The sequence below is a fragment of the Nonomuraea composti genome (assembly GCF_012034275.1).
Classification (GTDB): domain Bacteria; phylum Actinomycetota; class Actinomycetes; order Streptosporangiales; family Streptosporangiaceae; genus Nonomuraea; species Nonomuraea composti.
On sequence record NZ_JAATEP010000013.1, the window covers coordinates 174,994 to 197,726 of the forward strand.

Genomic DNA, 22,733 nt, shown 5'->3' on the forward strand with positions numbered 1-22,733 from the left:
GCCGGCCATCGGGACTGTCTCCGGGTCAGTGCCCGTCGCGGACCACCGCCAACCCGCCGACCCGGGTCGTGATGCCCGCCGGCCCGCGCCGGGCCGAAGCGAGCACGCCCGCCGACCGGCCGAGGGCGTCCCCCTGCTCCACCTCGATCGCGACCGTCTGTGCCCCTGTCGTGTCGAGCAGGTGGGCGGCCAGGCAGCCGGTGCTGTTGGCGTTGGCGACGTCCTCGTCGACCCCGATCGCCGGCGCGAACATCCGCGCCGCACCCGGCCGGTCGCCTGCCGGCGGTACGTACACGAAACAGCCCAGGAGCCCGTACCGCAGGCACGCCGCTGCCAGCCTGCCGAAGTCCGGGCGGACGCGCAGCAGCGCCGACCGGTCGCGGACCGGCACCAGCATGCGTGGGGCGCCGGCCGCGGCGATCCGCGGCGCGTCGGCCGGATGCGGGTCGTCCGCGGTGAGCCCGAGCGCGGCGACGATCGCGGCGCGCTCGTCCGGCACCGGGTGCCGCAGCGTGACGAGGCCCTGGTCGAACCACACCTCGATACCGGCGGGGCGGCGGATCGCGAGGGTGTCGAACGTGCGCCCGCCGGTGTGCTGGCGGTCGTTCAGCTCGTCCAGCCCGGTGCGGGTCAACCGGACGGCCTGCGCGGCGACGGTGCCGTGGCCGCAGCCGGACAATTCGGCGGTGGCGGTGAAGAACCGGACCGGCCGGCCGCCGTCCGGCGTCCGCCCCGGGCCGAGGAACGCCGCGTGCGAGGTGCCGGCCGCGGCGGCGACCGCACGCCGGTCCGCGTCCGTCGCCGCCGGATCGTCGTCGGTGACGGCCGTGGGGCTGCCGCCCCGGCCGTCGCGCCGCACGCACGCATCGACCACCGTGACCTCCGGCCAGGACATCGCCCCTCCTTCGCCGCTCAACGAACCGGCCACCGCGAACGGCGTTCCGCCGATGGCCGTACCTGGCCGCCCCGGCCGAGCGAACGCGTCCCGGGGCGTACCGTCCTGCCTCGTCCGGCGCCGTCCCGCACCGGACAGTGGATGATGACCATGCACCACGATGGCCGGGCCCGCCGGTCAGTCGGCGCCTTCGATGATGCGGAAGTCGCGCTCGAAGTCGTCGGGCAGGGCCACCAGCGCCTTCTGGTACGCCTCGCTCTCGTATGCCGCGACCGCCTGTTCAAAGCTGTCGAACTCGATCAGAACGACGCGTTGCGTCATTCCGGCCTCGTGGGCGACCACTCGACCGCCACGGGACGGGATCCGGGACAGCAGGCGCCCGCCCGCAGCCTGGACGGCCAGACCGGCCAGCTTGTCGTAGGCGGTCAGCATCTCAGGGTCGGAAATGGTGGGGTAGACACTGACCCAGTAGCCCTTAGCCATGGAAACCTCCCGTCTGGGGCCGGACACGTCCGGCTTCGCACGGACACGCGGATCGATCGATCCCGGCCCCAGGTAGCGCGATCAGTTGAATCGTCATATGCGCAGGTTAGAGCTTGATGCGCGGTCGAGGGAAAGATCAGTACGGGATAGACTCAGAACGCATCGTTATCAATCGGCATTAATCAGCATTAATCAGCATCCATCGGCATCCATCGGCAGGGAGGGCACGTGGCGCCGGACACGGTCAGCCTGCGCTACTTCCTGGTGCTGGCGCAGGAGCTGAACTTCACCCGCGCGGCCGCACGGATCGGCATCGCCCAGCCCGCGCTCAGCGCCCGGATCCGCCGACTGGAGGCGGACCTCGGTACGCCCCTGCTGGTCCGCAACACGCGTAGCGTCGCATTGACCCCGGCCGGTGCCGCCTTGGCGGAGTCCGCGCCGCCCGCGCTGGCGGCGCTGGACCGGGCGTGGGACACCGCCCGGAGCGCGGCGGCCGGCGAACGCGGCACGCTGCGCATCGGATACAGCCTCAGCACCGGGGCCGAGACGGCACCGGCCCTGGTGGACCGGCTGATGCGCAGCAGCCCGGCACTCGAGGTCCGCGCGGCCCCGATGGCGACACCGGAGATCACCCCCGCGGTCGCCGACGGCCGCCTCGACGCCGGCATCACCCGCGGTGAACAGCCGGGCCGCGGCGTGCGCCGGTTCCTGCTCCGGCGCATGCGCGTCGGGGTCCAGCTGGCGCAGCACCATCCGCTGGCCGGCCACCCGGAGATCGAGATCACCGACGCGGCCGCGTACCCGCTGCGACTCCCGGACCGCACCGCCAACCCCGTGGTCCACGATCAGCTGTCCGCACTGTTCCGAGACACCCGGCCACACGCCCAACTCCACACCCCCGCGCTCTCTGTCGACATGTCCCAGCGCGACCTGCGCGACGGGGTCACCCTCGCCCCGGCCGGAGAAGCCGCGGCCACGGCGCAACCGGCCGGTCTCACCTGGCGACCGCTGCGGGGCGCGCCCGGCCTGACCATCCACCTGGTCCTCCCGCGCGAGCCGTCGCCACTGCACCGCCGCGTCCGTACCGTCGCCAAAGCCCTGGCGCACGAGCTGCACTGGCTGCCGGACTGACGCCCAAGAGACCAGGCGAGGCGGACGCCCGCGGTGGCGAGGCCGAGGGGCCGGTAGGGTCAAGGCGGCACGGCCGGCTTGTCGCGACGGCCTCGGCGAGAGGAACCAGCGCCTCGGACGACGCCCGCCGATGAGCCGGCGGGCACTGGAGCAGCGTAAGGACATTCTCACTTCAGCTGGCCGCTGAGGAGGGATCTCCGCCTCGCCACGGCCGCAGGTACGCGGTCAGGGGCAGATCCATGCGCAGCCGTAGGCGGCTGTGGCCGTCCGGGTGGTCGAGGCTGACCTCGTCGCACAGGCGGTGGATCAGCCACAGGCCCAGCTTCTCGGTGTCGGCCGGGGGCGAGGACAGAGAGTCGACGACGGCCAGGTGTTCGGCCCGCAGCCGGCCGGCGTGGTCGCAGATCTCCACGATGACGCCGGTCGGGCCGGTGTAGGCGCTCACCGTGCCGCCGCTGCCGCCGTGCTCGAGAACGTTGGTGACGGCCTCGTTGACCGCGACCACCAGGTAGTCTCCCCGCGCGCCGCGCAGCCCCGCATGGCGGGCGTAGACCCGGATCAGGTCGCGGATGAGCGCCAGGTCGTAGGTGATGGGGCACTGCAGCCGGACGGAGGCCTGCACGGCTACCTCACCTCCGGGTCGGGAGGGTGCTGGCCTAAAGCGCACGAGTGAGGGCAGAAGGTGAAGTGTCCGAGTAAGCGAGCCGAGCCGGGCGCGCCCCTGGTCAGAACGCCCGCCGCTGCCTGATCCGCGGCCGGCGCGACGGCCTGGCCGGTGCCTGGCGGGAAAGGTTGATCGCCCGACATCTGCTCTCCCCTTCGCCCGATGTGCCGCAGCTGAGCGCTCGCGCGGCGCGCCGGGCGCTGTTGCTTTCGGCGATCGCCTCGCGGCGCCCTTCGTTGCGTGCGCCCTCGTCCTGACCCGCCCTGCCGTGGACCTGCCCCGCGAGAGCAGGCCGGGGCGGTTCGGCTCCGCCCCGAGCAGCCCCTTGTGGCGTGGAGTGCGATGAGCGACCGAAGCGACGACCGCCGCGGCCCCGGCGACGATCCCGGCAACGGTCCCGGTAACGGCGGGGCCGACGTGCTTGCCATGGTGCACCCCTTCGGCCTGCGCGTACGCGGCGACATCGACCGCGCCGGCCGGCCCCTCCTGGCCCGCGCGCTGGCCTGGGCGCTGCGCACCGGCAAGTCCGACATCCACCTGGACTTATCCGAGCTGACCTTCATCGACGCCGCCGGCCTGCGGCTGATCGCGCAGACGGCCGCCGGGCTGCCGCCGCACCGCGCGCTGGTCCTGCGGCACGCGCCGGCCAGCGTGCCGGGCCTGCTGGCCCTGCTCGGCTGGCGGCTGGATGCGGCCCAGCGGCTGCGCCCGGAGACGGACGTGACCGATCCGCAGGGGCCCGACCCCGCGCCGTCCCCGCCGTTGTGACCCGCGATCACCTGGACCGTCCGCACGGTCCCGCCCAGGTGGTGGCCTGGGCGAAGTCGCGACAGGGCGGGAACAGGTGCACCAGCCCGGTGATGGTCAGCAGCCGCGCCAGGGCGCCGTGCACGCCGATCAGCCGCAGGGCGCCTCCGCGCTCCTCGGCCAACGGCGGCTGGGTCATGCGATCGAGCTCGCCTTCCAGGTGCACGACATGACAGCTCGGCAAGCGCTGGACGTCGATGGACAGGTCCGTCATGGCGCTGGTCTTCCCCACGCTCGCGCCGCCGCGCCCACGAGAGCGGGCACCAGCGACGATATCGGGACAATGTCTTCGCGCTACCCGTACGCGGCGCCGGTCCTCCCTCAAGCGGCCTGAGGTAAGCAACGTGTGGCGGCGCAGCCAGGCATGAAAGCGTTGCCCCTCAAGGAGTCCGCGGGCGGCAGGATTCCGCGCAAGACACAGACCGCGGGCATCTGGACCGCATGCCTCAACCGCCAGTTCACCATCGGCGGCCATTCTGCGAGTGCGGGACCACTACGCGATGTGCGCCCGTGGCCTCAAGAAGTCGGCAGGCGCGCCGGCCGAACCCGTTTCTCCGGCTGGAGAGGCGGTGTTCCCCACGCTCACTTGCCAGGACGCAGCGAGATGACGGCCTTGGAACCCTCGGAGACGACCACGGCCATGTCGATGCTCTGCTTGCCGCGCGGCGCGGGGCCGAAACGGGGGTGCAACGGGATCTTCACCCCGTTCGGTGACCATGATCTCGCAGCTTCCGTCATAGCAGGCGCGCACCGTGGTCCCATCCGCGGCCTTCGGCAACCCTGGCTGCCGATCCGGCGGTTGAAGTGCGGAGGGGTCAGAGCGGCGTCGCGGTCGCGTCCGAGGCCGTTGGCGAAGCCGCGCAGATCTTGACCTTGACGCTGGTGTCAAGGCATATCCTCCCTGGCCGTCACAGCAGTAGAACCGGTGCCGGAATCCAGGCCGGCCAATGGGAGGTCACGTCCGTCTTCATGAGTCGCCTGATGTACGAGCAGCTCTGCGACGCGGGTGGAGGCCGTGGACGCGCGCTTCGTCGGACTCCTGGCGCGTGCGGATCCGCGGACACCGGTGTCCACCTGTGCCGGCTGGACACTCGCCGATCTGACCGAGCACCACATGGGCGAGTTCCTGGAGAACCGCGGATCGGAGAACCGGTGAGCCGCCGCTGCCGGCCTACGCGCGGCTACGACCCGGCGCCCCGGGCCATTCCGCGTGACCGGGGACGAAGAGCTGCTCGGCAGGCGGCTCGGCGCCACCGCGCTTTGAGATCGCTTTGAGATCGCTTTGAGATCGACGACGAAGGAGACATCATCGTGGCAGAAGTACCGTCCGACGCCGAGTTGGCGCGCTCGCTCGAGGGCGGATTCGTCAGCAGGTACGCCGACGTCAACGGAACCCGTCTGCACTACGTGGCGGGCGGGCACGGCGAGCCCCTGCTCCTGCTCGGCGGGTGGCCGCAGACATGGTGGGAGTTCCACAAGATCATGCCGGCGCTGGCCGAACGCCACCGGGTGATCGCCGTCGATCTGCGCGGCATGGGCGGCTCGGACAAGCCCCGCGACGGCTACGACAAGAAGACGATGGCCGCCGACATCCTCGGGCTCGTCCGTCACCTCGGCCACGACCGCGTCGACATCGCCGGCCACGACATCGGCGGCATGGTCGCCTACGCCTTCGCCGCCAACCACGCCGCGCACGCCCGGCGCATCGCGCTGCTGGACATCGCGCACCCCGACGAGCGCTTCTACAACCACTCCCTGCTCCCTCGCCCCGGACGGCAGCAGATCGACGGCGACATCCACGCCGGCCCGGGCCGCTTCCTGTGGTGGTTCGCGTTCAACCAGGTGCCCGGCCTGCCCGAGCGGCTGCTCGCGGGCCGCTCCCGCGAGCTGATCGACTGGATGTGCGACTATCTCATCGAAGACCCGGCCGCCATCGGCGACCGCGACCGCGCCATCTACGCCCACGCCTACTCCACACCGGACGCGATCCGCGCCGGCAACTCCTGGTACCGCGCGTTCGGCCAGGACATCGCGGACGAGAAGACGTACGGCGAGGTCACCACGCCCCTGCTCGGCCTGGGTGGCGGCGAAGCAGGCCACATGCTCCTGCGGGCGGTGCTGCCGGACAAGGGCACCGACGTCGAGGTGGTGCAGGTGCCCGGCAGCGGCCACTACATCCCGGAGGAACAGCCCGAGATCGTCGTCGAGCACCTGACCCGGTTCTTCGCCTGATCCGAACCTCCGCCGCCACCACCATGACGGCCGCCCCCGGCTTTCATCAGCCCAGCACCCCGGGGCGCACCTGGAGGACAAGACCTGGACGACCTGGTCCAGGCGATCGAACGGTGCGGCGGGCGTGAACGTACCGAGGCCGCCATACACCAGGCCACCGCCCAAGCCCGCGATCGGCTGGACCGGGCGGCGCCCGCCCCCCAGGCGCACGCCGACCTGCTCGCCCTCATCGGCCTGCTCCAGCACTCATGACCCACCCTGCTTCTCCGCGGAGCGGATGGCCCTGATCGACGCGACAAGGGAAACATCAAGGCGAAGCGCGCGGGGAAGCGCCGGCCGTCCACCAGCTCGCCGGGCAGCGCGCTGGATGCGGCGATCGACTCTCCGCGGGTGCTCTGGCCCAGTTCGGCGGCCAGTCGCGCGGTGGCCTGGATGCAGGTGGCGATGCGCAGCACGATCTGCACCTTGTCGGCTTCGGCGAGCCCGGTGGCGTGCGGGGCGGCCAGGGCGCGGTCGGTTTAGGCGAGCTGGTTGGCGGTGATCGGTCGGCCCGGTGCCGGGCAGGTGCACGATCCAGGTGTGGGCGCGCAGCATCCGCCACGGGGCGTGGCACCACGCGTTCCAGGCCGGATAGTCCAGCAGGTCCCAGAGGCCGCGCAGCCCGGGCGGTGGATCGGCGTTCCTGTGGTGTCCCCACGCTTGGTGCGAGGCTTGTGGATCACCTCAGCACGCGGCTCGGCTTGCGGACCCCGCGGCAGGCGGATCGGCCGATCACCGCACGGCCCGGCCCTGCCGGACGGCACGGTCAGCCGTACCGTCAAGCGCGCCGGCCTCCACCGCGCCCTGCGCGAGCAGGGCGCCCGCTGCGTCTGCGCCGCTCACGGGTGGGAACGCATCGTCCTACAGGGCAAGCGCACCGACAGCTGGAAGACGCTCGGCCCTGTCGCCCCGGACACCCCATCGACCGGAGCTGCCGAGGTGCCGGCACCCTGATCCGGCGCGACGGACACACCACCGGTCCGGTGATCACCGGGCCGATTCTCGCTGCCGCCTACGTGGTGGCTGCTCGGACACCGAGGATGACGAGCGCCACCGCGGCCACCTTGCCGATCGCACGCTTGAAGCGGACCTTGCGGACGAGGTGCGCCCCTCGGTGGAGGAGCGTCGTCCAGGTCAGCAGCCATACCGCCATCAGCAGGGCGTGGGCGGTGGCCAGGGTGAGGATCTGCCCGCCGAGGGGGTCTCCGGGCTGGATGAACTGCGGGATCAGGGTCAGGTAGATGGAGGCGGCCTTGGGGTTGAGGACGTTGGCGAGCAGAGCTTGGGTGTAGACGGAGCCCGGCCGTTTCGGCTGGGGCGCGGGAGTTGGGGGAAGGGTGGTCGAGTACCAGGTCCACAGGCCGAGGCCGACGAGGTAGGCCGCGCCGAGGAGTTTGACGGCGGCGAAGGCCTGGCTGGAGTGCATGACGAGGGCTGACAGGCCGGCGATGGCCAGGGCCGCGTGCGCGTACAAGCCGCTGACCGTGCCGAGGAGGACGGGGAGGGCCTGGCAGCCATGGGCGGCAGGAGTGGTGCAAGCCGTCCTGCGGCAACCGCGCCCGTGCGGCACGTCACTACCAGCGCCACAGCACCGCCGCCACGCAGGACCCGTCCGGTTCCTGATCTCGCAGCAGGCGCGGTTCTGCTCGGCAGCCTGTCGAGGTGCTTGTCACGGGCACGCTCCTTTACGTTGTAGATTCACAGCAGCGCCGGGCCCGCGCATGGACGGATGACCGTTGACTACATTGCGCTTGCAAGCCATCACTCCACGTGTTGTCGTGGCGATGTGAAGGACGGTCAGGAGCGCGCGGCCCACGAGCTGCGCGCGTTGCCGCTGCTGGCGATCGGCGTCGCCGAACTGGGCGCGGCGATCTCCGCCGCCATCGGGCCGTGGCTGCCCCACGACGCGCTGCGCCTGGTGGGCACCAGCCCGGCCACAGGGCTGGGGCAGGGGTCGTTCAGCTTCTGGCACCGCTACGAGGAGGAGCTCGTCCGCTCGCTGCTGGCCCGCCGCTCCACCGGCCACGGCGACCCCTGCCGCCCGGCGGCGCTGGCGAGACAGCGGGTTCCGGCCGCGGTGGCGCGCGGGGCGGAGGGCGGCGGCGGCGAGCTGCGGGTGCTGCTGCGGGACGGCCGGGGTGTGTGGGGGCTGCTCGGGCTGGTGCGCGCGGGCGACGCCCGGCCGTTCCGCGAGGACGACGTGCGGCGGGCCGTCCAGCTCGGGCCGGCGCTGATGACGCTGCTGCGCCGGCACGTCACGGCGGCGCCGCTCGCACCGACCATCCCCGCGCTACCCGCAGGGGTGATCACCGTGAGCGCCGGGCAGGCGATCCGCACGGTGACGCCGCAGGCCCAGGCGTGGCTGAACCTGCTGGGCCGCCAGGGGACGCCGGGCTGGCTCATGCCCGCCGTGGTGACGGCCCTCGCCCTGGACGCCCGCGCGAACGTCCATCGGACGGCCTGCCCCACCGCAGGGGGAACCGCAGCCGGGGCGGGCCGTTCGCTCGTCTGCGCCCCGCCGGCCGGCTTCGGGCGATGGCTGATGATCGAAGGGCAGGCCCTGGACGCGCACGGCACCGGTGACGTCGCCGTCGTCATCCAGTCGCCCGCGGCCGCGCTCGTGCTGCCGTCCTTCTGCGACTGGTACGCGCTGACCCCGCGCGAGCGCCAGGTGCTGGAGCTGCTGTGCCGGGGAGCGGCGCCCAAGCAGGTGGCGCGGCTGCTCGGCCTGTCCGCGCACACCGTCCACGACCACCTCAAGGCGCTGTTCCGCAAGACCGGCGCGGGCGGCAGGGACGAGCTGATGGCCGCCTTCACCGCCTGACGCACCTGCCAGTCTGGCCGCCTGCCGCGCTGCCGGCCATCCCCAAGGTTGGGGGGCTGCCCGGCAGGCGTCGCCCTCCCACCATGAAGGAGTCACAACGGACACCAGCAGGAAGGGCGACCATGTCGAACACCACCATCTCCCCCCAGACCCGCCGCCAGGTCGAGCGGTTCCTGGACTTCTCGGCACACGTCGGCGGGCTGCAGGAGGACGACGTGCTGGCGCTGCTGCGCGAGCAGGGCATCACCACCCTGGAGGCGCTGGTCGGCAAGGCGCTCGCCGCGCCCCGCTCGGCCGCGCCCGTCGGCGTGGACCCGATCCGGGCGCTGGCCCGCTCCCCCCAGGCGGGGCCCGTCCGGCACCGGCCGCCGTCCATGGCCGTCGTCCTCGACGGGGTCGAGCACGACCCGCAGGACCTGTCGCGCTACGACGGCAGGCCGCTGACCTTCATCTACGGCGCGCACGAGCTGGTCGCGCTCACCGACGACACCGCGCTCAACGGCGCGCTCTGGGCGGCCTCACAGCTGCGGGGAGCGCGGACGGCGACGGGCGACCCCCGGCCGCCGACGCAGGGCGAAGTCCAGATGTTCGAGCACGTCGACTACGGCGGCGACTGGTTCTGGCTGGGGGCGCGGCAGGCGTACAACGACCTGACGGGCGTCCACCATGGACCGTTCCACGCGCACGACTGGAACGACGAGATCAGCTCCCTGGGCGGCACGAACTGCACCGTCCGCTACTACGAGCACATCAACTTCGGCGGCAGCTCCATCCTGATCGCCCCGAACACCGACGTGCCCACCCTCGTCCCGAGCGGCTGGAACGACCGCATCTCCTCCGTCTGGAACGTGGGCTGACCCACTCCGGCGACCGGCGGGCCGGCTCCCACCCCGCGGAGGCGGGGGCCGGCCCGCTGATCGAGGCGGCTCGGGAACGGCACGCCGGCCCGGCGGCGGAGTAGAGCCGTCGGGCGGGATGTGGCGGTGCGGGCGGCACGCTAGGAGCCGGGGCGTGCCGTCAGCTGCAGCAGTTTCGGGCCCTGCCGGGTGAACGCCTCGTACGGGCAGGCGGTCAGCTCGGGATCGCGTGACTCCCAGCCCTGCAGCCAGCGCCGGAACCGCGGGGCGTCCACCTCCAGCGTGCCGTCGCGGAGCAGGCGCCCGACGGTGTTGCCGGGCTCGGACAGGCCGACGGTGCACTTGCCGAGCCGACCGTCCGCTCGCACCATCAGCGAGTTCGCACGGGCGGCGTAGCACACCGGCTCCGCCTCGAACAGGCTCTCGCCCTGCCCGTCCCGGACGACGATCTCCTCCAGCGCGGCGATCCGCTCGTCCTCGGTGTCGAGCACCTCCATCGACGCGTCGCCGGCGCCGCCGAGTCGCACCACCCGCTTGAGGAACACCCGGAATCTGCGGTCGTCCAGGAACGTGTCCCTCACCTGGGTGAGGAACGCCGGCATCACGTCCAGGTTGCCGGGAGTGAGGTGGACGCGCAGCAGTACGTGCGCGTCCACCGACCCGTCCCTGATCGACAGGAGGTTGCGCCAGATCCGCTCGAACGTGCCCTGCCCGTCGGCCCGCACACGCGTGTGGTCGTGGTGGCGGGCGGGCCCGTCCAGCGACACCTGGAACCTGCGGATCCCCAGCCCGGCCAGGCGCTCCGCCGCCGCGTGGTCGAGCAGGTAGCCGTTGGTGGTCATGTCGCTGCCGTACCCGAGGCCCGGTGTCCGCCGCTGCGCCTGGCTCGCGTGGGAGGCCACCTCCTCGATGACGGAGCGGGCCAGCATCGGCTCGCCGCCGAACCACGAGATCTGCAGGTGCGACAGTTCCGCGTGGCGCCGGTCGATGAGGTTCTTCACGCCCTCGACGACCTCGGGACGCATGCGTCCGATGGCGAAGTCCTCGTAGCAGTAGGTGCACCGGAAATTGCACTGCTCGGTGGGGAGCAGGATGAGGTGCAGCCGGTCGCTGCGGAACGAGGTGACCATTTCCCGGTCGAAGGCGGAAATGTCCGTAAGGGCGGCTCCGTTCATTTGGGGGCGCAGCCGCTCGAGCAGTTGCCGCCGTGGCAGTTGTTGGTGACGTGACCTTGATGACTCGGGTTGGGGGTGTACCTGGCCAGCGCCATCAGGGCCTGCGCGGTTTCCGGGTTCTCGATCGTGACCCTGCCCGCGTCGTCGATGCTCACGTCGCTCGCCCGGACGAGCACGCAGGATGCCTCTTCGGCCATCGTGCAACTCCTCTGTGTCGATGCCAGCCGGTCTTCGGCGATGACTGCGGGAACGGCGGAGCATGCGTCATCCGGTGCTGTCATCTGTGGCTAGCGGAGCATGTACCCGAGCGGCATTCGGGCGATAGCAAAGACACTGCCAAAACGGGCGGCCTGAGCGCGGCCGGGCTGTGGCCGCCCTGAAGCTCCGGAGGCGTCTTCATTGTTGAGTTGAACTCAACTAACATGGGTGGGGTGGAGCCCTTGTCCGAACGTGCCGCCGCCACCAGGAGCCGCATCCTCCAGGCCGCCGCCGCCGAGCTCGCGGAGACCGGCGACATCGAGGTCGCGGCCGTCGCCCGCCGCGCCGGGCTCAGCGTCGGCCTGCCGTACCGCTATTTCGGCACCCGCAGCGGCCTGATGAGCGCCCTGCTCGCCGACTTCTACGACCGGCTCGTCTCCGAGACCGTGCTCGGCCACTTCACCGGCCGCACCTGGCTCGAACGCTGGCGGGACCAGCTCACCCGGTGGGTCGACTGGGTGTACGACGAGCCGCTCGCCCCGGTCGTGCTCGGGCGCATGGTCGGGGACGCCAGGGTCGCCGCCATGGAGGCCGACTGCGCCCGGCAGGTCATCGCCCTCGGTGCCAAACACGTCGCCGCGGGGCAGGCCGAGGGCGCCGTCACCCGGGGGCGGGATCCGGAGCTCATGTCGGCGGCCGTCGTCGGCGGCATGCGATCGGTCCTGGCTGTGGTGCTCGACCAGGATCCCCGCCCGGAGCGGGCCGCCGTCCTGGAGGAGATCTGGCAGTTCACCACCGCCGCGCTCGGCGCCAGGCCCGCGAGCGCCGCGCCATGACCGGCGACGAGCACATCACGACCGCCGGCGACGACCGCGTCACCACCACGACCGGCGAAAGGCGCACCTCGGCCGGTGGCGGCCGGCCCGAAGGCGCGTCGGCGGGAGGTGCCCTGTCCGCGCTGCACCGGGACGGCTACCTCATCCTCCACGACGTGCTCGGTCCCGGCGACCGCCGCCGGATGCGCGCCGAGCTGACGCCGCTGCTCGGCCCCGCGGGGCGCGACCCGTTCCGGTCGCGTCACGTCCGCCGCGTGTACGGAGTCCTGCACAACACCCGGGCCGCGGACCCGCTCATCGACCACCCGCGCGTGCTCGCCCTGCTCGACCGGCTGCTCCTGCCCAACTACCTGCTGTCCCAGCTGGAGGTCGTCGAGGTGGGCCGCGGGGCCCCCGCCCGTCCGCCCGGTTATGACGACCAGCCGTACCCGCTGCCGCGTCCCCGCCCCGCCCTGTCCGTCGCGGCCCTCTGGACGCTCGACGCCGGCACCGTCCTCACCGTGTGGCCGGGCAGCCATCGCTGGCCCGCGGGCGATCCCGCCGCGCCGGGCGTGCCCCTGGCTCCCCCGCCGGGCTCCTGCGCCATCCTGCTGGGCACCCTCTGGCACGCCCGCCCGCCACAACCGGCGACGAGTCTCACCATCACCGCGCACTACTGCGAGCCGTGGCTGCGCACCCGGGAGGCGTTCGCCCTCTCCCCCGGCAGGCACGTGGCGCGGCAGCTCAGCAGCCGGGCCCGCCGCATGCTCGGCTACAGCATCCATCCACCGGACCTGGGGCTGGTGGACGGCGTGCACCCGCACCGCCTCTTCTCCTGACCCGCCGGCCCCGGGTGAAAGTTTCATCGCGGCGGCCCCGCGGAGCGCCGGCCCGGGCGGCAGCGCCGGCGTCGGTGCCGAGCTGCGCCGATCCGCTCCGGGCCGACGGCGGGCGCGGTCCGGGCGGGGCGGCCTGCGCACGGGTTGCAGCCAGGTCGCAGCCGGGTCGCAGTCCCCCTTCTCGTGCCCGGCCGTGCTGTGCTTGACTCGGCGCCGTTCCGGAAAGCGCTTACCAAGGAGTTGGGCGATGCACCTCACCGCTGTCCTCGCGTGCGCCGGCCTGGTGACCGGCTGCTACGCCGCCTTGTCACCCTCGCCCGCGTCCGCCGCGCCGACCCGGTACGAGGCCGAGGCGTCGCCGGCGGTCTGCACCGGCGCCATCGAGTCCAACTGGGCCGGCTACTCCGGCACCGGCTTCTGCAACGCCGACAACGCCACCGGGGCCCACGTCCAGTTCACCGTGAACGCCTCCGCCGCCGGCGCCGCCACCCTCGGGATCCGCTTCGCCAACGGAACGACCACGTCGCGCCCCGCCGGCCTGATCGTCAACGGCTCCACCGTCCAGAGCCTGTCCTTCGAAGGCACCGGCGCCTGGTCGGCCTGGGCCACCAAGACCGCGACCGTCCAGCTGAAGGCCGGCTCCAACACCATCACGCTCGACCCGACCGGCTCCGCCGGCCTGCCGAACCTCGACCACCTCGACGTCGAGGCGGGCGGCCAGCAGCAGGCGAGCGCGCTCTACGTGGCGACCGACGGCGACGACACCGGCCCCGGCACCCTGGCGGCCCCGCTGCGCACCATCCAGCGCGCCGTGGACCTGGCACAACCCGGTGACACGATCTTCATCCGCGGCGGCACGTACGCGCCCAGCACGAACATCCAGCTCCTCAAGAACGGCACGCCCGGCCAGCCGATCACCATGACCGCGTACAACAGGGAACGGGTGGTCATCGACGGCGAGAACATGCCGTACACGCCGGGCGCGGTGGGCTCCAGCATCCCGCGCGCCGAGCGCGGCGCGGTGCACATCGAAGGCGACCACTGGCGGCTGGCCGGGCTGGAGATCGTGCACGGCCCGTACGGGATCTTCGGCCTCGACGCCGCCGGCAGCGTCTTCGACCGCCTGATCACCAGGGACAACTACGAGTCCGGGCTGCACCTTCAGGGCGCCTCCAGCGACAACCTGATCCTCAACCTGGACAGCTACGGCAACCGCGACCCGCGCAAGAACGGCGAGAGCGCCGACGGCGTCGCGATCAAGGAGGGCTCCGGCGGCGGCAACGTGATCCGCGGCGCCCGGCTCTGGAACAACTCCGACGACGGCCTGGACTTCTGGATGTTCCTCGGAGCGGTGACCGTGGAGTCGTCCGTGGCCTGGGGCAACGGCTTCAACCGGTGGAACCTGCCCGACTACACCGGCGACGGCAACGGCTTCAAGCTCGGCGGCGGCGACCCGGACCCGGCGGTCGGCCATGTCGTCCGCAACTCCATCGCCTACGACAACGCGGTGGACGGCTTCACCGACAACGGCAACCCGGGCCGCCTGGTGACCGACCGCAGCACCGCCTGGCGCAACGGCGGCACCGGCTTCGACTACGCCGACTCCGTCTCCGTCCTGACCAGGAACCTGTCGGTGGCGAACCGGACCCAGGCCGCGCTCGGCTCGTCGTCCGGCTCGGGCAACTCCTGGGACCTCGGCGGCACCTGGACGTTCACGAGCACCGACGCGAGCACGTTCACCGGCCCGCGCGCCGCGGACGGCTCGATCCCGTCGTCCTCCTTCCTGCGCCCCAGCAACGGCGCCGACCTCGGCGCCCGCTTCTGAACGTCCCCGGCCGCCGCCAACCGGGCGTCCGCACTCCGGAGGGCCGCCCGCTGGCTCAGCCGCGTCGCAACTGGGCGGTCTGCTCAGTGCCGGGGCCCTCGGCCTGGCCTTCCTGCTGCGCGCGCTCGGCGCGACGCCGCGAACGTGGACACCCTCGCCTGGCTGTCTCCGCTGGGCTGGGCGCAGCAGGGCGCTGTAGGGCGCTGTAGGCCGTCGCCGGCGCAGTGCTGGTGCAGGTGCCCGCCGCGTGGACGCCGGCGGGGATCGCGATGCGTGTGCCGCGAGCCCTGGGCCAGCCGCTGGACCTCGGACCGCTGCTCTGGCTCGGGGCCGTCACGGCCGCGCTGCTCCGCACGCCTCGGGCGCAGCGGCAAGGCTACGGCGACCTGGTCGCCGGCATCCTGCTGAGCGCCGACGTGAGCAACAGTCTCGGCGGCGGCGCCATCGCCGCCTTGACCACCCATCGGGCACCGGCCGTCGTGGTCACCATGGTCACCGTCAGCGTGAGTGCCGGCATCGCGGACGCCCGGGGGTGAGCGCGAGGCGCCTGGTTCGGACGGTTCTTGATAGGTTGTCAGAGGTGTGCCGGGAAGTCTGGTCGGCGAGTTCCTGTCGTCGTTCCCGAGCGAGGCTTCCCGATGCGTGCGCGCGACCTGATCACCGACCTGCCGACGGTCACCCCGGACACGTCCATCGCGGCGGCGGCCCGCCTGCTGGCCCGGCAGCGGCTGCCCGGCCTGATCGTGGTCGACGAGCAGGGAAGACCGTTGAGCGTGCTGCCCGGCACGCAGGTGCTGCGCCTGGCGGTGCCGGACTACTGCCAGGAGGATCCGGCGCTGGCGCGGGTGGTGGACGAGGAGCACGCCGACCGGTTCCTGCGCTCGGTTGCCGGCCGTACGGTCCGTGACGCGCTGCCGCCACGGCCCCGCGAGCTTCCCCTCACCGATCCCGGCGCCACGCTGCTGGAGGTGGCGGCGTTGATGGCCCGCACGCGCAGCCCGCTGGTGGCGGTGGTGGACGACGGCGTGCTCATCGGCGCCGTGACGCTGCAGGCGCTGCTGGAGCGGGCGGTGCCGGCGTGACGGTGCTCGCCTGGGTGACGGTGGCGGTCTTCCTGCTCGCGTACGCGCTGATCGCCAGCGAGAAGGTGCACCGGGTGGCGGCGGCGCTCGGCGGGGCCGGGATCATGCTGCTGATCCACGCCACCGACGCCGGCTCCGCGTTCTTCTCCGAAGAGACCGGCATCGACTGGAACGTCATCTTCCTGCTGCTCGGCATGATGGTCATCGTCGGCGTGCTGAAACAGACCGGCGTGTTCGAGTACCTGGCGATCTGGGCGGCCAAGCGGGCGCGCGGGCGGCCGTACCGGCTGATGGTGCTGCTGGTCGTGATCACCGCGTCGGCGTCGGCGCTGCTGGACAACGTGACCACCGTGCTGCTGATCGCGCCGGTGACGTTCCTGGTGTGCGAGCGGCTGGCGCTGCCGGCGGCGCCGTACCTGATCGCCGAGGCGATGGCGTCCAACATCGGCGGCGCTTCCACCCTGGTCGGCGACCCGCCGAACATCATCATCGCCAGCCGGGGCGGGCTGAGCTTCAACGACTTCCTCGTGCACATGGCGCCGATGGTGCTCGTGCTGATGATCGTGTTCATCGGCCTGTGCCGGCTGCTGTTTCGCAGGTTCTTCGTCTACGACCCGGAGCGGGCGGCGGAGGTCATGGCGCTGAACGAGCGCGAGGCCATCGCCGACCGGCGGCTGCTGTGGCAGTCGCTGGCCGTGCTGGCGCTGGTCATGGCGGCGTTCGTGCTGCACCCGGTGCTGCACTACGAGCCGTCGGTGGTGGCCGTGCTGGGCGCCGGCGTGCTGGTGGCCGCGACCCGGGTCACCGCCGAGGAGGCGATCCGCGAGGTCGAGTGGCCGACGCTGGTGTTCTTCGCCGGATTGTTCGTCATGGTCGGATCGCTGGTGGAGACCGGCGTGATCCCGCAGCTGTCGAAGGCGGCGGCCGAGGTCACCCAGGGACAGCTCGGCCTGGCCACGATGCTGCTGCTGTGGGTGTCGGGCGGGCTGTCGGCGATCGTGGACAACATCCCGTACGTGGCCACCATGAGCCCCATCGTGGCCGACCTCGTCCAGGCCAACGGCGGCAACGGGCCGGCGCAGGTGCTGTGGTGGGCGCTGGCCTTCGGCGCCGACCTCGGCGGCAACGCCACCGCCGTCGGGGCGGCGGCCAACGTGGTCGTGCTCGGCATCGCCGCCCGCAACGGCACCCCGATCAGCTTCTGGCAGTTCACCAAGTACGGCCTGGTGGTGACCGTGGTCACGATCGCGTTGTGCGTGCCGTACCTGTGGCTGCGCTACCTGTGACCCCGGCGCCGGTACCGGCGTCCGGCTCGCCACCGAAGGAGCGTGAGATCGTTGACCGGCGAGCAGGGCGGCGCCGCGCAGGACAGCCGCTCCGAAGCCGGTGACGATCACCTGGGAGCGAGCCTGCCGCCCAGACCTCCCGGCCCAACGCGCCCTATGGCAACAGGAGCGAGATGGGCGGGGACCTGGACCCTCCGGCAGTCCGCGCGCTAAATTATTTACGGTACCGTTTCGTAAATAATATGGAGGATGCCATGGAAGCCGACGTTCTCATCGCCGGAGCCGGACCGGTGGGCCTGGCCCTGGCATGCGCTCTCCTGCAGCACGGCGTCTCGGTACGGGTGATCGACAAGGCGCCCGGCCCGGCCACCACGTCCCGGGCGAACTTCGTGCACGCGCGCGGCTCGGAGGTCCTCGACCGGCTGGACGCGCTCACCGGCCTGCCCGAGGAGTCGGTGCGGGCGATGACCATCACCACCTACGCCGGCGACCGCCCGATGATGCGCATCCGGTTCGGCGACCCCGGCCTGCACACCGCCGCTCCCCCGATGGTCATCTCCCAGGCCCGCGTCGAGGCGCGGCTGCGCGAGCGGCTGGCCGAGCTGGGCGGCCGGCCGGAATGGGGCCGCGCCCTGGTGGCCGCCGACCAGGACGCCGGCGGCGTCACCGCCGTGCTGGGCGACGGCCGTACCGTGCGCTCGCGCTGGCTGGTCGGCTGCGACGGGACCGGCAGCACCGTCCGCAAGCTGGCCGGCATCGGCTTCCCCGGCGTCAAGGTCAGCGAACGTTTCCTGCTGGTCGACGCCACCCTCGACACCACCCTCGACCGCTCCGGCACCAGCGGCTGGGTGCACCCCGACGGCATGCTCGGCGCCATGCCGATGCCCGGCGGGCAGTGGCGGCTGCTCGCCTACGACCCCGCCTTCACCGACGACAAGCCGAGCCAGGAGCGGATCGCCGAGCGGATGCGCCGCATCCTGCCCGAACGCACCGGCGGCCAAGGCGGCCGGCTGCTGGAGACGTCCTGGGCGTCGCTGTTCAGCGTGCACCGCCGCCTGGCCGACACCTACCGCCAAGGCCGGATCCTGCTGGCCGGCGACGCCGCGCACGCGCACGCCCCGTTCGGCGGGCAGGGCATGCTCACCGGCATCGGCGACGCCGAGAACCTCGCCTGGAAACTCGCCCTCCTCGCGCACGGCCGGGCAGGCGAGCACCTGCTGGACACCTACGAGGCCGAGCGGCGCCCGCTGGCCACCCAGGTCCTGCGCGGCAGCACCGCCGCCACCAAGGTCAACATCGCCGCCAGGCCCGCCGGCCGGTTCCTGCGCGACCGCGTCATGGTGCCGGTCTTCAACCTGCCAGCGCTGCAACGCTGGGCCACCTACACCACCTCCCAGCTATGGGTCAGCTACCGGCGCGGCCCGCTCGGCGGACGCGGCCGCCGGCCCCGGCCCGGCGACCGCATCCCCGACCTGGCCTGCGAACGCCCCGACGGCACCCGCACCCGGCTGCACGCCGAACTACGCGGCCACTGGGCGGTCCTCGGCGACCGCGACCTGTACGAGACCGCCCGCCGCCGGCTCGGCGAGCACGTCGTCCACCTGCGCCCGGCCGATGCGCTGCCCGCTATGCTCGTACGCCCGGACGCCCACCTGGCCTGCACGGGCGACCCCACCCGCTGGCTGGACGGAGCCCTCGCTTGACCGACCGCCGAGGACGCGGACGCCCCCGCGACCCCGAGACCGACACCGCGATCCTGCGCGCCGCGCTGGAGCTGTTCATCGAAGGCGGCGTCGAGGGCACCAGCATGGAGCAGATCGCCAAACGGGCCGGCGTCGGCAAGCTCACCGTCTACCGCCGCTGGAGCACCAAGGAGGACCTGATCGCCCAGGCGGTCGAGCAGACGGTCAGCGCCGACCTGGTCCCCTCCCCCGCCGACATCGCCGAACTCGACCCCCAGCAGATCATCGAAGGCGTCATCGAGGCGGCGGCGCAGATGACCGCGAGCCCGGCGTTCCGCGCGCTGGTCGCCCGGATGATGGGCGCGGCCGTCAGCCATCCGCAGCTCATGGAGGTCTACTGGCGGCACCACGTCCTGCCGCGCCGCGAGCTGGCCACCGCCCTGCTGCGCCGCGCCCAGCAGGACGGCACCGTGGCCGCCGACGCCGACCTCGACGTGCTGATCGACATGATGGCCGGCGCGGTGACCTGGCGCGTCCTGCAACCGAACCCGCCGGACGCCGCCGGCATGCTCGACTACCTCAAGAGCGTCTACCGCCAGGTCGGGCTGTACCGTCCCGCACCGTCATCCTGATGGCGGCCCGTGCCGTCAGCCGGGCCGGCCTGCCGCTGTCGAGCAGCGAGGGGCGCTGGGCCGACCTGGCGTGCATGAGCGCTCGCACGTGCATGCTGTTAGGTAGTACAGGCATACACTGGCTGGTCCTGCGCTCAGGGTCCATCCCCTGGCGGAGGTCGGCAGTTGGCGACGGGATTTGCGACAGAGCCGTTGCAGCGTGAGCGCTGCTGCTTCGGATGGGTGTCCTTGCCTACGTGGTGGCCTTCGGTATCGGTTGCTCTGCTCAATTGCGCCGGCGGCGGGCGCTCGCACGGTCTGCCTAGGCTGGTACGAGGAAGCGTCCGGATCGGGCGCGTATGCTGCCGGAGGTGTCAATGCTAGGAATGGGATGGAACGAGCTCCTGATTCTAGCCATGGCGGTTTTGGCTCTCGCGATCGTTATGCGACTCTTCCTAGGGAGATTCAGACGCAAATAAGGGGAGGAACCCCTGCTTGCCATGGGCCTGGCTCCCCTCCATCTGGCCTGGCGGACCCAGGTGCGCAGTGTCTCCGCGGTGCTGATCCCAACCTTGGTCACGACGGCGTTGGTCGCAGCAGACTCGGTCGGATGATCGCCGCATTTCGGGGGTCATTCGCACCACTTGACGGCACAGCTCGGCGTGACAGGGTGGATCACTACCTGCACCTGGCCGACCGCATTCTCGAGATCGCCCAGCAGAAGGCGTGTCATCAGGCGCGCCGCGACCTGGCTGCCTCCGGGATACTTGCCTTCCTCAGGGCCGTCTCGGGCGTCACCGCAGGGTAGTCGTGGCCCGACCGCGTCAGCCGGTCCTGCCGGCCGCGGTGGTGTACGCCACGTGGCGGCGCAGCAGGTACGTGCCGACGGCGACGATCCAGCCGAAGCCGGTCAGCAGGGAGAGGTGTTCGAGCAGGCCCCCTGGGGCCGGCTGCCAGATCCCGAGCGTGTCGAGGCGGTAGGCGATGCCGGCGGCGAAGGCGAGGACGATGACCAGGGCGCCGGCCAGCCGGGAGCGGGCTCTCCATCGGCGGTTCGTCTCGCCGAGCCGTCCGGCCAGGGCGAACGCGGCGCCGCTGAGCCCGGCGAAGAGCAGGAAGCCGGCCACCTGGTGGATGCGGCCGCTCGCGGTGACGATGTTCGCCTGCCCGGGCGGGTAGCCGAGCGCCGGGTCGGTGGGCACCAGCCCGGCCACCACCAGGCCCGCCGCGGTGGCGGCGAGCAGGATCGGCCCCCACGTGGCGCCGCGCCCCGGCCGCAGCACGCGCCGCACCCCGAGGGCGAAGGCGGCCAGGAGCAGCCCGCCGAGCACGAAGTTGATCGTCTGCAGCCAGGCGCGCTCGCCGGTGCCGAGCTGGCTGGCGCCGTGGTGCCACAGGCTGTAGCCGGGCCGGGTGGCGCCGTCGGCCCACAGCAGCACCGGCACCAGCACTCCGGCGGCGATGCCGCTGCCGAGCAGCGCCCGAAGAGCACGAGAGGGCATGGGAAGTTCTCCTCTTCTCCGCGGCGACCAGCGACGCGGGCCGACCAGACTTCCCGGCTCACCTCTGACTTGATACAGTAAGTTTAGCTTGTACTGAAACTACTGCAACAGGGGTGGGTGTGAACGAGCAGGATCCATTGCTGGATTGGGTCGAACGAGTCGCCATGTATCTGGCGCGTGACGGGGTGCCGCCGATCGCCGGGCGGGTGCTGGGCTGGCTGATGGTGTGCGACCCGCCGGAGCAGTCGGCCGGGCAGATCAGCGACGCGATCAGCGCCAGCCGCGCCTCCCTCACCTCCAACCTGCGGCTGCTGACCGGCATGGGGTTTTTGACCTGGCGCACCCGGCCGGGCGAGCGCACCGTCTACTACCGCATGGCCGAGGACGCCTGGGCGGTCGTGGTGCGCAAGCAGATCGCCGGCCTGACCTCGTTCCTCGACATCACCCGCGACGGCCTGGACCTGGTCGGCCCGGACGACGACCGGGCCGAACGCATCCGCCAGGCGCACACCACCTTCGAATGGATGGCCAAGGTGTTCCAGAACGCGCCACTTCCGGGGCAGGACGCATGACCGGGCACGCGATCGTGGTCGGCGGCGGCATCGGCGGGCTGGCCACGGCGGTCGCCCTGCGGCGGATCGGCTGGCGGGCCACCGTGCTGGAACGCGCCCCGGAGCTGGGTGAGATCGGTGCCGGCATGTCGCAGGCGCCGAACGCGCTGCGGGCGCTGGACGAGCTCGGTGTCGGCGCGCAGGCGCGCGCCACGGGCGTGCCCTCCTACTCGGCCGGCAACCTGCGCCTGCCCGACGGCCGTCACCTGCAGCGTGCCCGCCGGGGCGAGGCGACCCCGCTGCTCGCCTTCCACCGCGCCGACCTGCATGGGCTGCTGCTGGAGGCGGTGCCCGGCGGCTGGGTCCGCACCGGCACCAAGGTCACCGGCCTGCGCCAGGGCGACGGCGGCGTGACGGTCGTCTGGGACGGCGGCGAGCTGAGCGCGGACGTGGTGATCGGCGCGGACGGCATCCGCAGCACCGTACGCCGCGCGGTGTGGCCGGACGCACCACCGCCCCGCTTCCTGGGCCGTACCGCCTGGCTCGGCGTCGCGGACACCAGCGGGATCCCCAGCGACTCCGGCGAGCTGTCCGGCAGCATCACGATGGGGCCCGGCGCCTACTTCCTCATCCACCCGATCAGCCGCGGCCGCGTCTACTGGGCCTTCGTCACCACCGCCGACCGGCCGGACCTGCGCTACGAGCAGGAGAAGGCGGAGGTGGCCGCTCGCCTGGCCGGCTGGCACCAGCCGATCCCCGACCTGATCGCCGCCACCCCGGACGAGGCCGTGCTCCACATCGACATCCGCGACCTGGACCCGTTGCCCACCTACGTCCGCGGCCGGGTGGCGCTGCTCGGCGACGCCGCCCACGCGATGAGCCCCGACCGCGGCCAGGGCGCCGGGCAGTCCCTTGAGGACGCGGTCGTGCTGGCCGCCGCCCTGCACGCCGAATCCGGCGTCGAGGCGGCGCTGACCCGCTACGACGCCGAGCGCCGTCCCCGTACCCAGGCCACCGCGCGCGGCGCCCGCGCGGACGGGCGCCGCACCACGTCCGCGGCGGCGCACCGGGCCCTGGTCACCATGATCCGGCTCATGCCCGCGCCGCTGTGGCGCAAGGGCATCGCCGCCGACGGCAACGCCACCTGGCGGTGGCGGCCACCACGCCTGCCGGAGCCGACCGCACACTCCTGAGGCGAAGGGCACTCACGTGCGAAGGTCTACCCTCAGGCGAGA

General features: G+C 72.4%; 24 protein-coding genes and 2 pseudogenes. 18 read left to right on the forward strand and 8 right to left on the reverse strand.

The features are described from left to right. Nucleotides 1–25: 25 nt before the first annotated feature. The gene (locus HCN51_RS20320) at nucleotides 26–895 is read right to left on the reverse strand and encodes a PhzF family phenazine biosynthesis protein (protein WP_168011097.1); all 870 of its coding nucleotides are present in this window, start codon (nucleotides 893–895) and stop codon (nucleotides 26–28) included. A gap of 177 nt (nucleotides 896–1,072) precedes the next feature. Continuing rightward, entirely contained in the window at nucleotides 1,073–1,378 is a 306-nt protein-coding gene (locus HCN51_RS20325; RefSeq protein WP_168011098.1) for a DUF1330 domain-containing protein, read from the reverse strand. A gap of 228 nt (nucleotides 1,379–1,606) precedes the next feature. On the opposite strand from HCN51_RS20325, the gene HCN51_RS20330 reads away from it, so the two are divergent. Further along, a complete protein-coding gene (locus HCN51_RS20330) occupies nucleotides 1,607–2,509 on the forward strand; it encodes a LysR family transcriptional regulator (RefSeq protein ID WP_168011099.1) in 903 nt (300 codons plus the stop codon). 172 nt (nucleotides 2,510–2,681) lie between these two features. Here the strand turns inward: HCN51_RS20330 and HCN51_RS20335 are convergent, their stop codons facing one another. After that, a complete protein-coding gene (locus HCN51_RS20335; RefSeq protein WP_168011100.1) occupies nucleotides 2,682–3,131 on the reverse strand; it encodes an ATP-binding protein in 450 nt (149 codons plus the stop codon). Between the two features lie 384 nt (nucleotides 3,132–3,515). Here HCN51_RS20335 and HCN51_RS20340 point away from each other — a divergent pair, with 384 nt between their 5' ends. Then, nucleotides 3,516–3,941, forward strand: a complete 426-nt coding sequence (locus HCN51_RS20340) for an STAS domain-containing protein (protein WP_168011101.1) — start codon at nucleotides 3,516–3,518, stop codon at nucleotides 3,939–3,941. A gap of 7 nt (nucleotides 3,942–3,948) precedes the next feature. Here HCN51_RS20340 and HCN51_RS20345 read toward each other — a convergent pair whose 3' ends face one another. Beyond that, nucleotides 3,949–4,212: an STAS domain-containing protein gene (locus HCN51_RS20345; RefSeq protein WP_168011102.1), complete on the reverse strand. Its 264-nt coding sequence runs from the start codon at nucleotides 4,210–4,212 to the stop codon at nucleotides 3,949–3,951. A 783-nt stretch (nucleotides 4,213–4,995) separates the two neighbouring features. Between HCN51_RS20345 and HCN51_RS20350 the strand changes: the two genes are divergently transcribed. Together HCN51_RS20350 and HCN51_RS20355 are read left to right on the forward strand one after the other, a co-directional pair. After that, a complete protein-coding gene (locus HCN51_RS20350) occupies nucleotides 4,996–5,136 on the forward strand; it encodes a maleylpyruvate isomerase N-terminal domain-containing protein (protein WP_168011103.1) in 141 nt (46 codons plus the stop codon). A gap of 155 nt (nucleotides 5,137–5,291) precedes the next feature. Further along, nucleotides 5,292–6,212 (forward strand): alpha/beta fold hydrolase, encoded by a 921-nt coding sequence (locus HCN51_RS20355; protein WP_346433720.1) that lies wholly within the window; start codon nucleotides 5,292–5,294, stop codon nucleotides 6,210–6,212. Nucleotides 6,213–7,263: 1,051 nt separating this feature from the next. Here HCN51_RS20355 and HCN51_RS20360 read toward each other — a convergent pair. After that, nucleotides 7,264–7,749: pseudogene (locus HCN51_RS20360) on the reverse strand (LysE family translocator); the annotation flags it as partial. A gap of 23 nt (nucleotides 7,750–7,772) precedes the next feature. On the opposite strand from HCN51_RS20360, the pseudogene HCN51_RS20365 reads away from it, so the two are divergent. The 3 genes and pseudogenes from HCN51_RS20365 to HCN51_RS20375 all read left to right on the forward strand — a co-directional run. Beyond that, nucleotides 7,773–7,874: pseudogene (locus tag HCN51_RS20365) on the forward strand (CGNR zinc finger domain-containing protein); the annotation flags it as partial. Nucleotides 7,875–8,037: 163 nt separating this feature from the next. Continuing rightward, nucleotides 8,038–9,075 (forward strand): LuxR C-terminal-related transcriptional regulator, encoded by a 1,038-nt coding sequence (locus HCN51_RS62315; RefSeq protein ID WP_206067285.1) that lies wholly within the window; start codon nucleotides 8,038–8,040, stop codon nucleotides 9,073–9,075. Between the two features lie 122 nt (nucleotides 9,076–9,197). Beyond that, the gene (locus HCN51_RS20375) at nucleotides 9,198–9,932 is read left to right on the forward strand and encodes a hypothetical protein (RefSeq protein WP_168011106.1); all 735 of its coding nucleotides are present in this window, start codon (nucleotides 9,198–9,200) and stop codon (nucleotides 9,930–9,932) included. 140 nt (nucleotides 9,933–10,072) lie between these two features. Here the strand turns inward: HCN51_RS20375 and HCN51_RS20380 are convergent, their stop codons facing one another. Beyond that, nucleotides 10,073–11,062: a radical SAM protein gene (locus HCN51_RS20380; protein ID WP_206067287.1), complete on the reverse strand. Its 990-nt coding sequence runs from the start codon at nucleotides 11,060–11,062 to the stop codon at nucleotides 10,073–10,075. 41 nt (nucleotides 11,063–11,103) lie between these two features. Further along, nucleotides 11,104–11,304, reverse strand: a complete 201-nt coding sequence (locus tag HCN51_RS20385; protein WP_168011108.1) for a hypothetical protein — start codon at nucleotides 11,302–11,304, stop codon at nucleotides 11,104–11,106. Nucleotides 11,305–11,538: 234 nt separating this feature from the next. Between HCN51_RS20385 and HCN51_RS20390 the strand changes: the two genes are divergently transcribed. The 9 genes from HCN51_RS20390 (at nucleotide 11,539) to HCN51_RS20430 (ending at nucleotide 20,253) form a co-directional block, all read left to right on the forward strand. Beyond that, nucleotides 11,539–12,141 carry a TetR family transcriptional regulator gene (locus HCN51_RS20390; RefSeq protein ID WP_168011109.1) on the forward strand — a complete coding sequence of 201 codons (603 nt, stop codon included), beginning with the start codon at nucleotides 11,539–11,541 and terminating at the stop codon, nucleotides 12,139–12,141. Further along, on the forward strand, nucleotides 12,138–12,959 hold the full coding sequence (locus HCN51_RS20395) for a phytanoyl-CoA dioxygenase family protein (RefSeq protein WP_168011110.1): 822 nt from the start codon (nucleotides 12,138–12,140) through the stop codon (nucleotides 12,957–12,959). The genes HCN51_RS20390 and HCN51_RS20395 overlap by 4 nt, the downstream gene beginning before the upstream one ends. Nucleotides 12,960–13,206: 247 nt before the next feature. Beyond that, complete coding sequence (locus tag HCN51_RS20400; RefSeq protein ID WP_168011111.1) at nucleotides 13,207–14,784, forward strand: right-handed parallel beta-helix repeat-containing protein; 1,578 nt, start codon at nucleotides 13,207–13,209, stop codon at nucleotides 14,782–14,784. A 269-nt stretch (nucleotides 14,785–15,053) separates the two neighbouring features. Next, nucleotides 15,054–15,320 carry a hypothetical protein gene (locus HCN51_RS20405; RefSeq protein ID WP_168011112.1) on the forward strand — a complete coding sequence of 89 codons (267 nt, stop codon included), beginning with the start codon at nucleotides 15,054–15,056 and terminating at the stop codon, nucleotides 15,318–15,320. A gap of 102 nt (nucleotides 15,321–15,422) precedes the next feature. Continuing rightward, the gene (locus HCN51_RS20410; protein ID WP_168011113.1) at nucleotides 15,423–15,866 is read left to right on the forward strand and encodes a CBS domain-containing protein; all 444 of its coding nucleotides are present in this window, start codon (nucleotides 15,423–15,425) and stop codon (nucleotides 15,864–15,866) included. Continuing rightward, entirely contained in the window at nucleotides 15,863–17,152 is a 1,290-nt protein-coding gene (locus tag HCN51_RS20415; protein WP_168011114.1) for a sodium:proton antiporter, read from the forward strand. Before HCN51_RS20410 ends, HCN51_RS20415 begins: the two co-directional genes overlap by 4 nt. Nucleotides 17,153–17,406: 254 nt before the next feature. Beyond that, nucleotides 17,407–18,855: an FAD-dependent monooxygenase gene (locus tag HCN51_RS20420; protein WP_168011115.1), complete on the forward strand. Its 1,449-nt coding sequence runs from the start codon at nucleotides 17,407–17,409 to the stop codon at nucleotides 18,853–18,855. Next, a complete protein-coding gene (locus HCN51_RS20425; protein WP_168011116.1) occupies nucleotides 18,852–19,466 on the forward strand; it encodes a TetR/AcrR family transcriptional regulator in 615 nt (204 codons plus the stop codon). The genes HCN51_RS20420 and HCN51_RS20425 overlap by 4 nt, the downstream gene beginning before the upstream one ends. 649 nt (nucleotides 19,467–20,115) lie before the next feature. After that, nucleotides 20,116–20,253 (forward strand): hypothetical protein, encoded by a 138-nt coding sequence (locus HCN51_RS20430; protein WP_168011117.1) that lies wholly within the window; start codon nucleotides 20,116–20,118, stop codon nucleotides 20,251–20,253. A gap of 16 nt (nucleotides 20,254–20,269) precedes the next feature. On the opposite strand, the gene HCN51_RS20435 is transcribed toward HCN51_RS20430, so the two are convergent. Then, complete coding sequence (locus tag HCN51_RS20435) at nucleotides 20,270–20,947, reverse strand: DUF998 domain-containing protein (protein ID WP_168011118.1); 678 nt, start codon at nucleotides 20,945–20,947, stop codon at nucleotides 20,270–20,272. 164 nt (nucleotides 20,948–21,111) lie between these two features. Between HCN51_RS20435 and HCN51_RS20440 the strand changes: the two genes are divergently transcribed. Together HCN51_RS20440 and HCN51_RS20445 are read left to right on the forward strand one after the other, a co-directional pair. Continuing rightward, the gene (locus HCN51_RS20440; RefSeq protein WP_206067290.1) at nucleotides 21,112–21,519 is read left to right on the forward strand and encodes a GbsR/MarR family transcriptional regulator; all 408 of its coding nucleotides are present in this window, start codon (nucleotides 21,112–21,114) and stop codon (nucleotides 21,517–21,519) included. Further along, a complete protein-coding gene (locus HCN51_RS20445) occupies nucleotides 21,516–22,691 on the forward strand; it encodes an FAD-dependent monooxygenase (RefSeq protein ID WP_168011120.1) in 1,176 nt (391 codons plus the stop codon). The genes HCN51_RS20440 and HCN51_RS20445 overlap by 4 nt, the downstream gene beginning before the upstream one ends. The last annotated feature ends 42 nt before the right edge of the window (nucleotides 22,692–22,733 follow it).

Coding starts and splice junctions, on each gene's coding strand:
- HCN51_RS20320 (WP_168011097.1), bottom strand. CDS start 895: ATGTCCTGGCCGGAGGTCACGGTGGTCGATGCGTGCGTGCGGCGCGAC.
- HCN51_RS20325 (WP_168011098.1), bottom strand. CDS start 1,378: ATGGCTAAGGGCTACTGGGTCAGTGTCTACCCCACCATTTCCGACCCT.
- HCN51_RS20340 (WP_168011101.1), top strand. CDS start 3,516: ATGAGCGACCGAAGCGACGACCGCCGCGGCCCCGGCGACGATCCCGGC.
- HCN51_RS20375 (WP_168011106.1), top strand. CDS start 9,198: ATGTCGAACACCACCATCTCCCCCCAGACCCGCCGCCAGGTCGAGCGG.
- HCN51_RS20380 (WP_206067287.1), bottom strand. CDS start 11,062: ATGGTCACCTCGTTCCGCAGCGACCGGCTGCACCTCATCCTGCTCCCC.
- HCN51_RS20385 (WP_168011108.1), bottom strand. CDS start 11,304: ATGGCCGAAGAGGCATCCTGCGTGCTCGTCCGGGCGAGCGACGTGAGC.
- HCN51_RS20395 (WP_168011110.1), top strand. CDS start 12,138: ATGACCGGCGACGAGCACATCACGACCGCCGGCGACGACCGCGTCACC.
- HCN51_RS20400 (WP_168011111.1), top strand. CDS start 13,207: ATGCACCTCACCGCTGTCCTCGCGTGCGCCGGCCTGGTGACCGGCTGC.
- HCN51_RS20405 (WP_168011112.1), top strand. CDS start 15,054: ATGCGTGTGCCGCGAGCCCTGGGCCAGCCGCTGGACCTCGGACCGCTG.
- HCN51_RS20410 (WP_168011113.1), top strand. CDS start 15,423: ATGCGTGCGCGCGACCTGATCACCGACCTGCCGACGGTCACCCCGGAC.
- HCN51_RS20420 (WP_168011115.1), top strand. CDS start 17,407: ATGGAAGCCGACGTTCTCATCGCCGGAGCCGGACCGGTGGGCCTGGCC.
- HCN51_RS20435 (WP_168011118.1), bottom strand. CDS start 20,947: ATGCCCTCTCGTGCTCTTCGGGCGCTGCTCGGCAGCGGCATCGCCGCC.
- HCN51_RS20440 (WP_206067290.1), top strand. CDS start 21,112: ATGTATCTGGCGCGTGACGGGGTGCCGCCGATCGCCGGGCGGGTGCTG.
- HCN51_RS20445 (WP_168011120.1), top strand. CDS start 21,516: ATGACCGGGCACGCGATCGTGGTCGGCGGCGGCATCGGCGGGCTGGCC.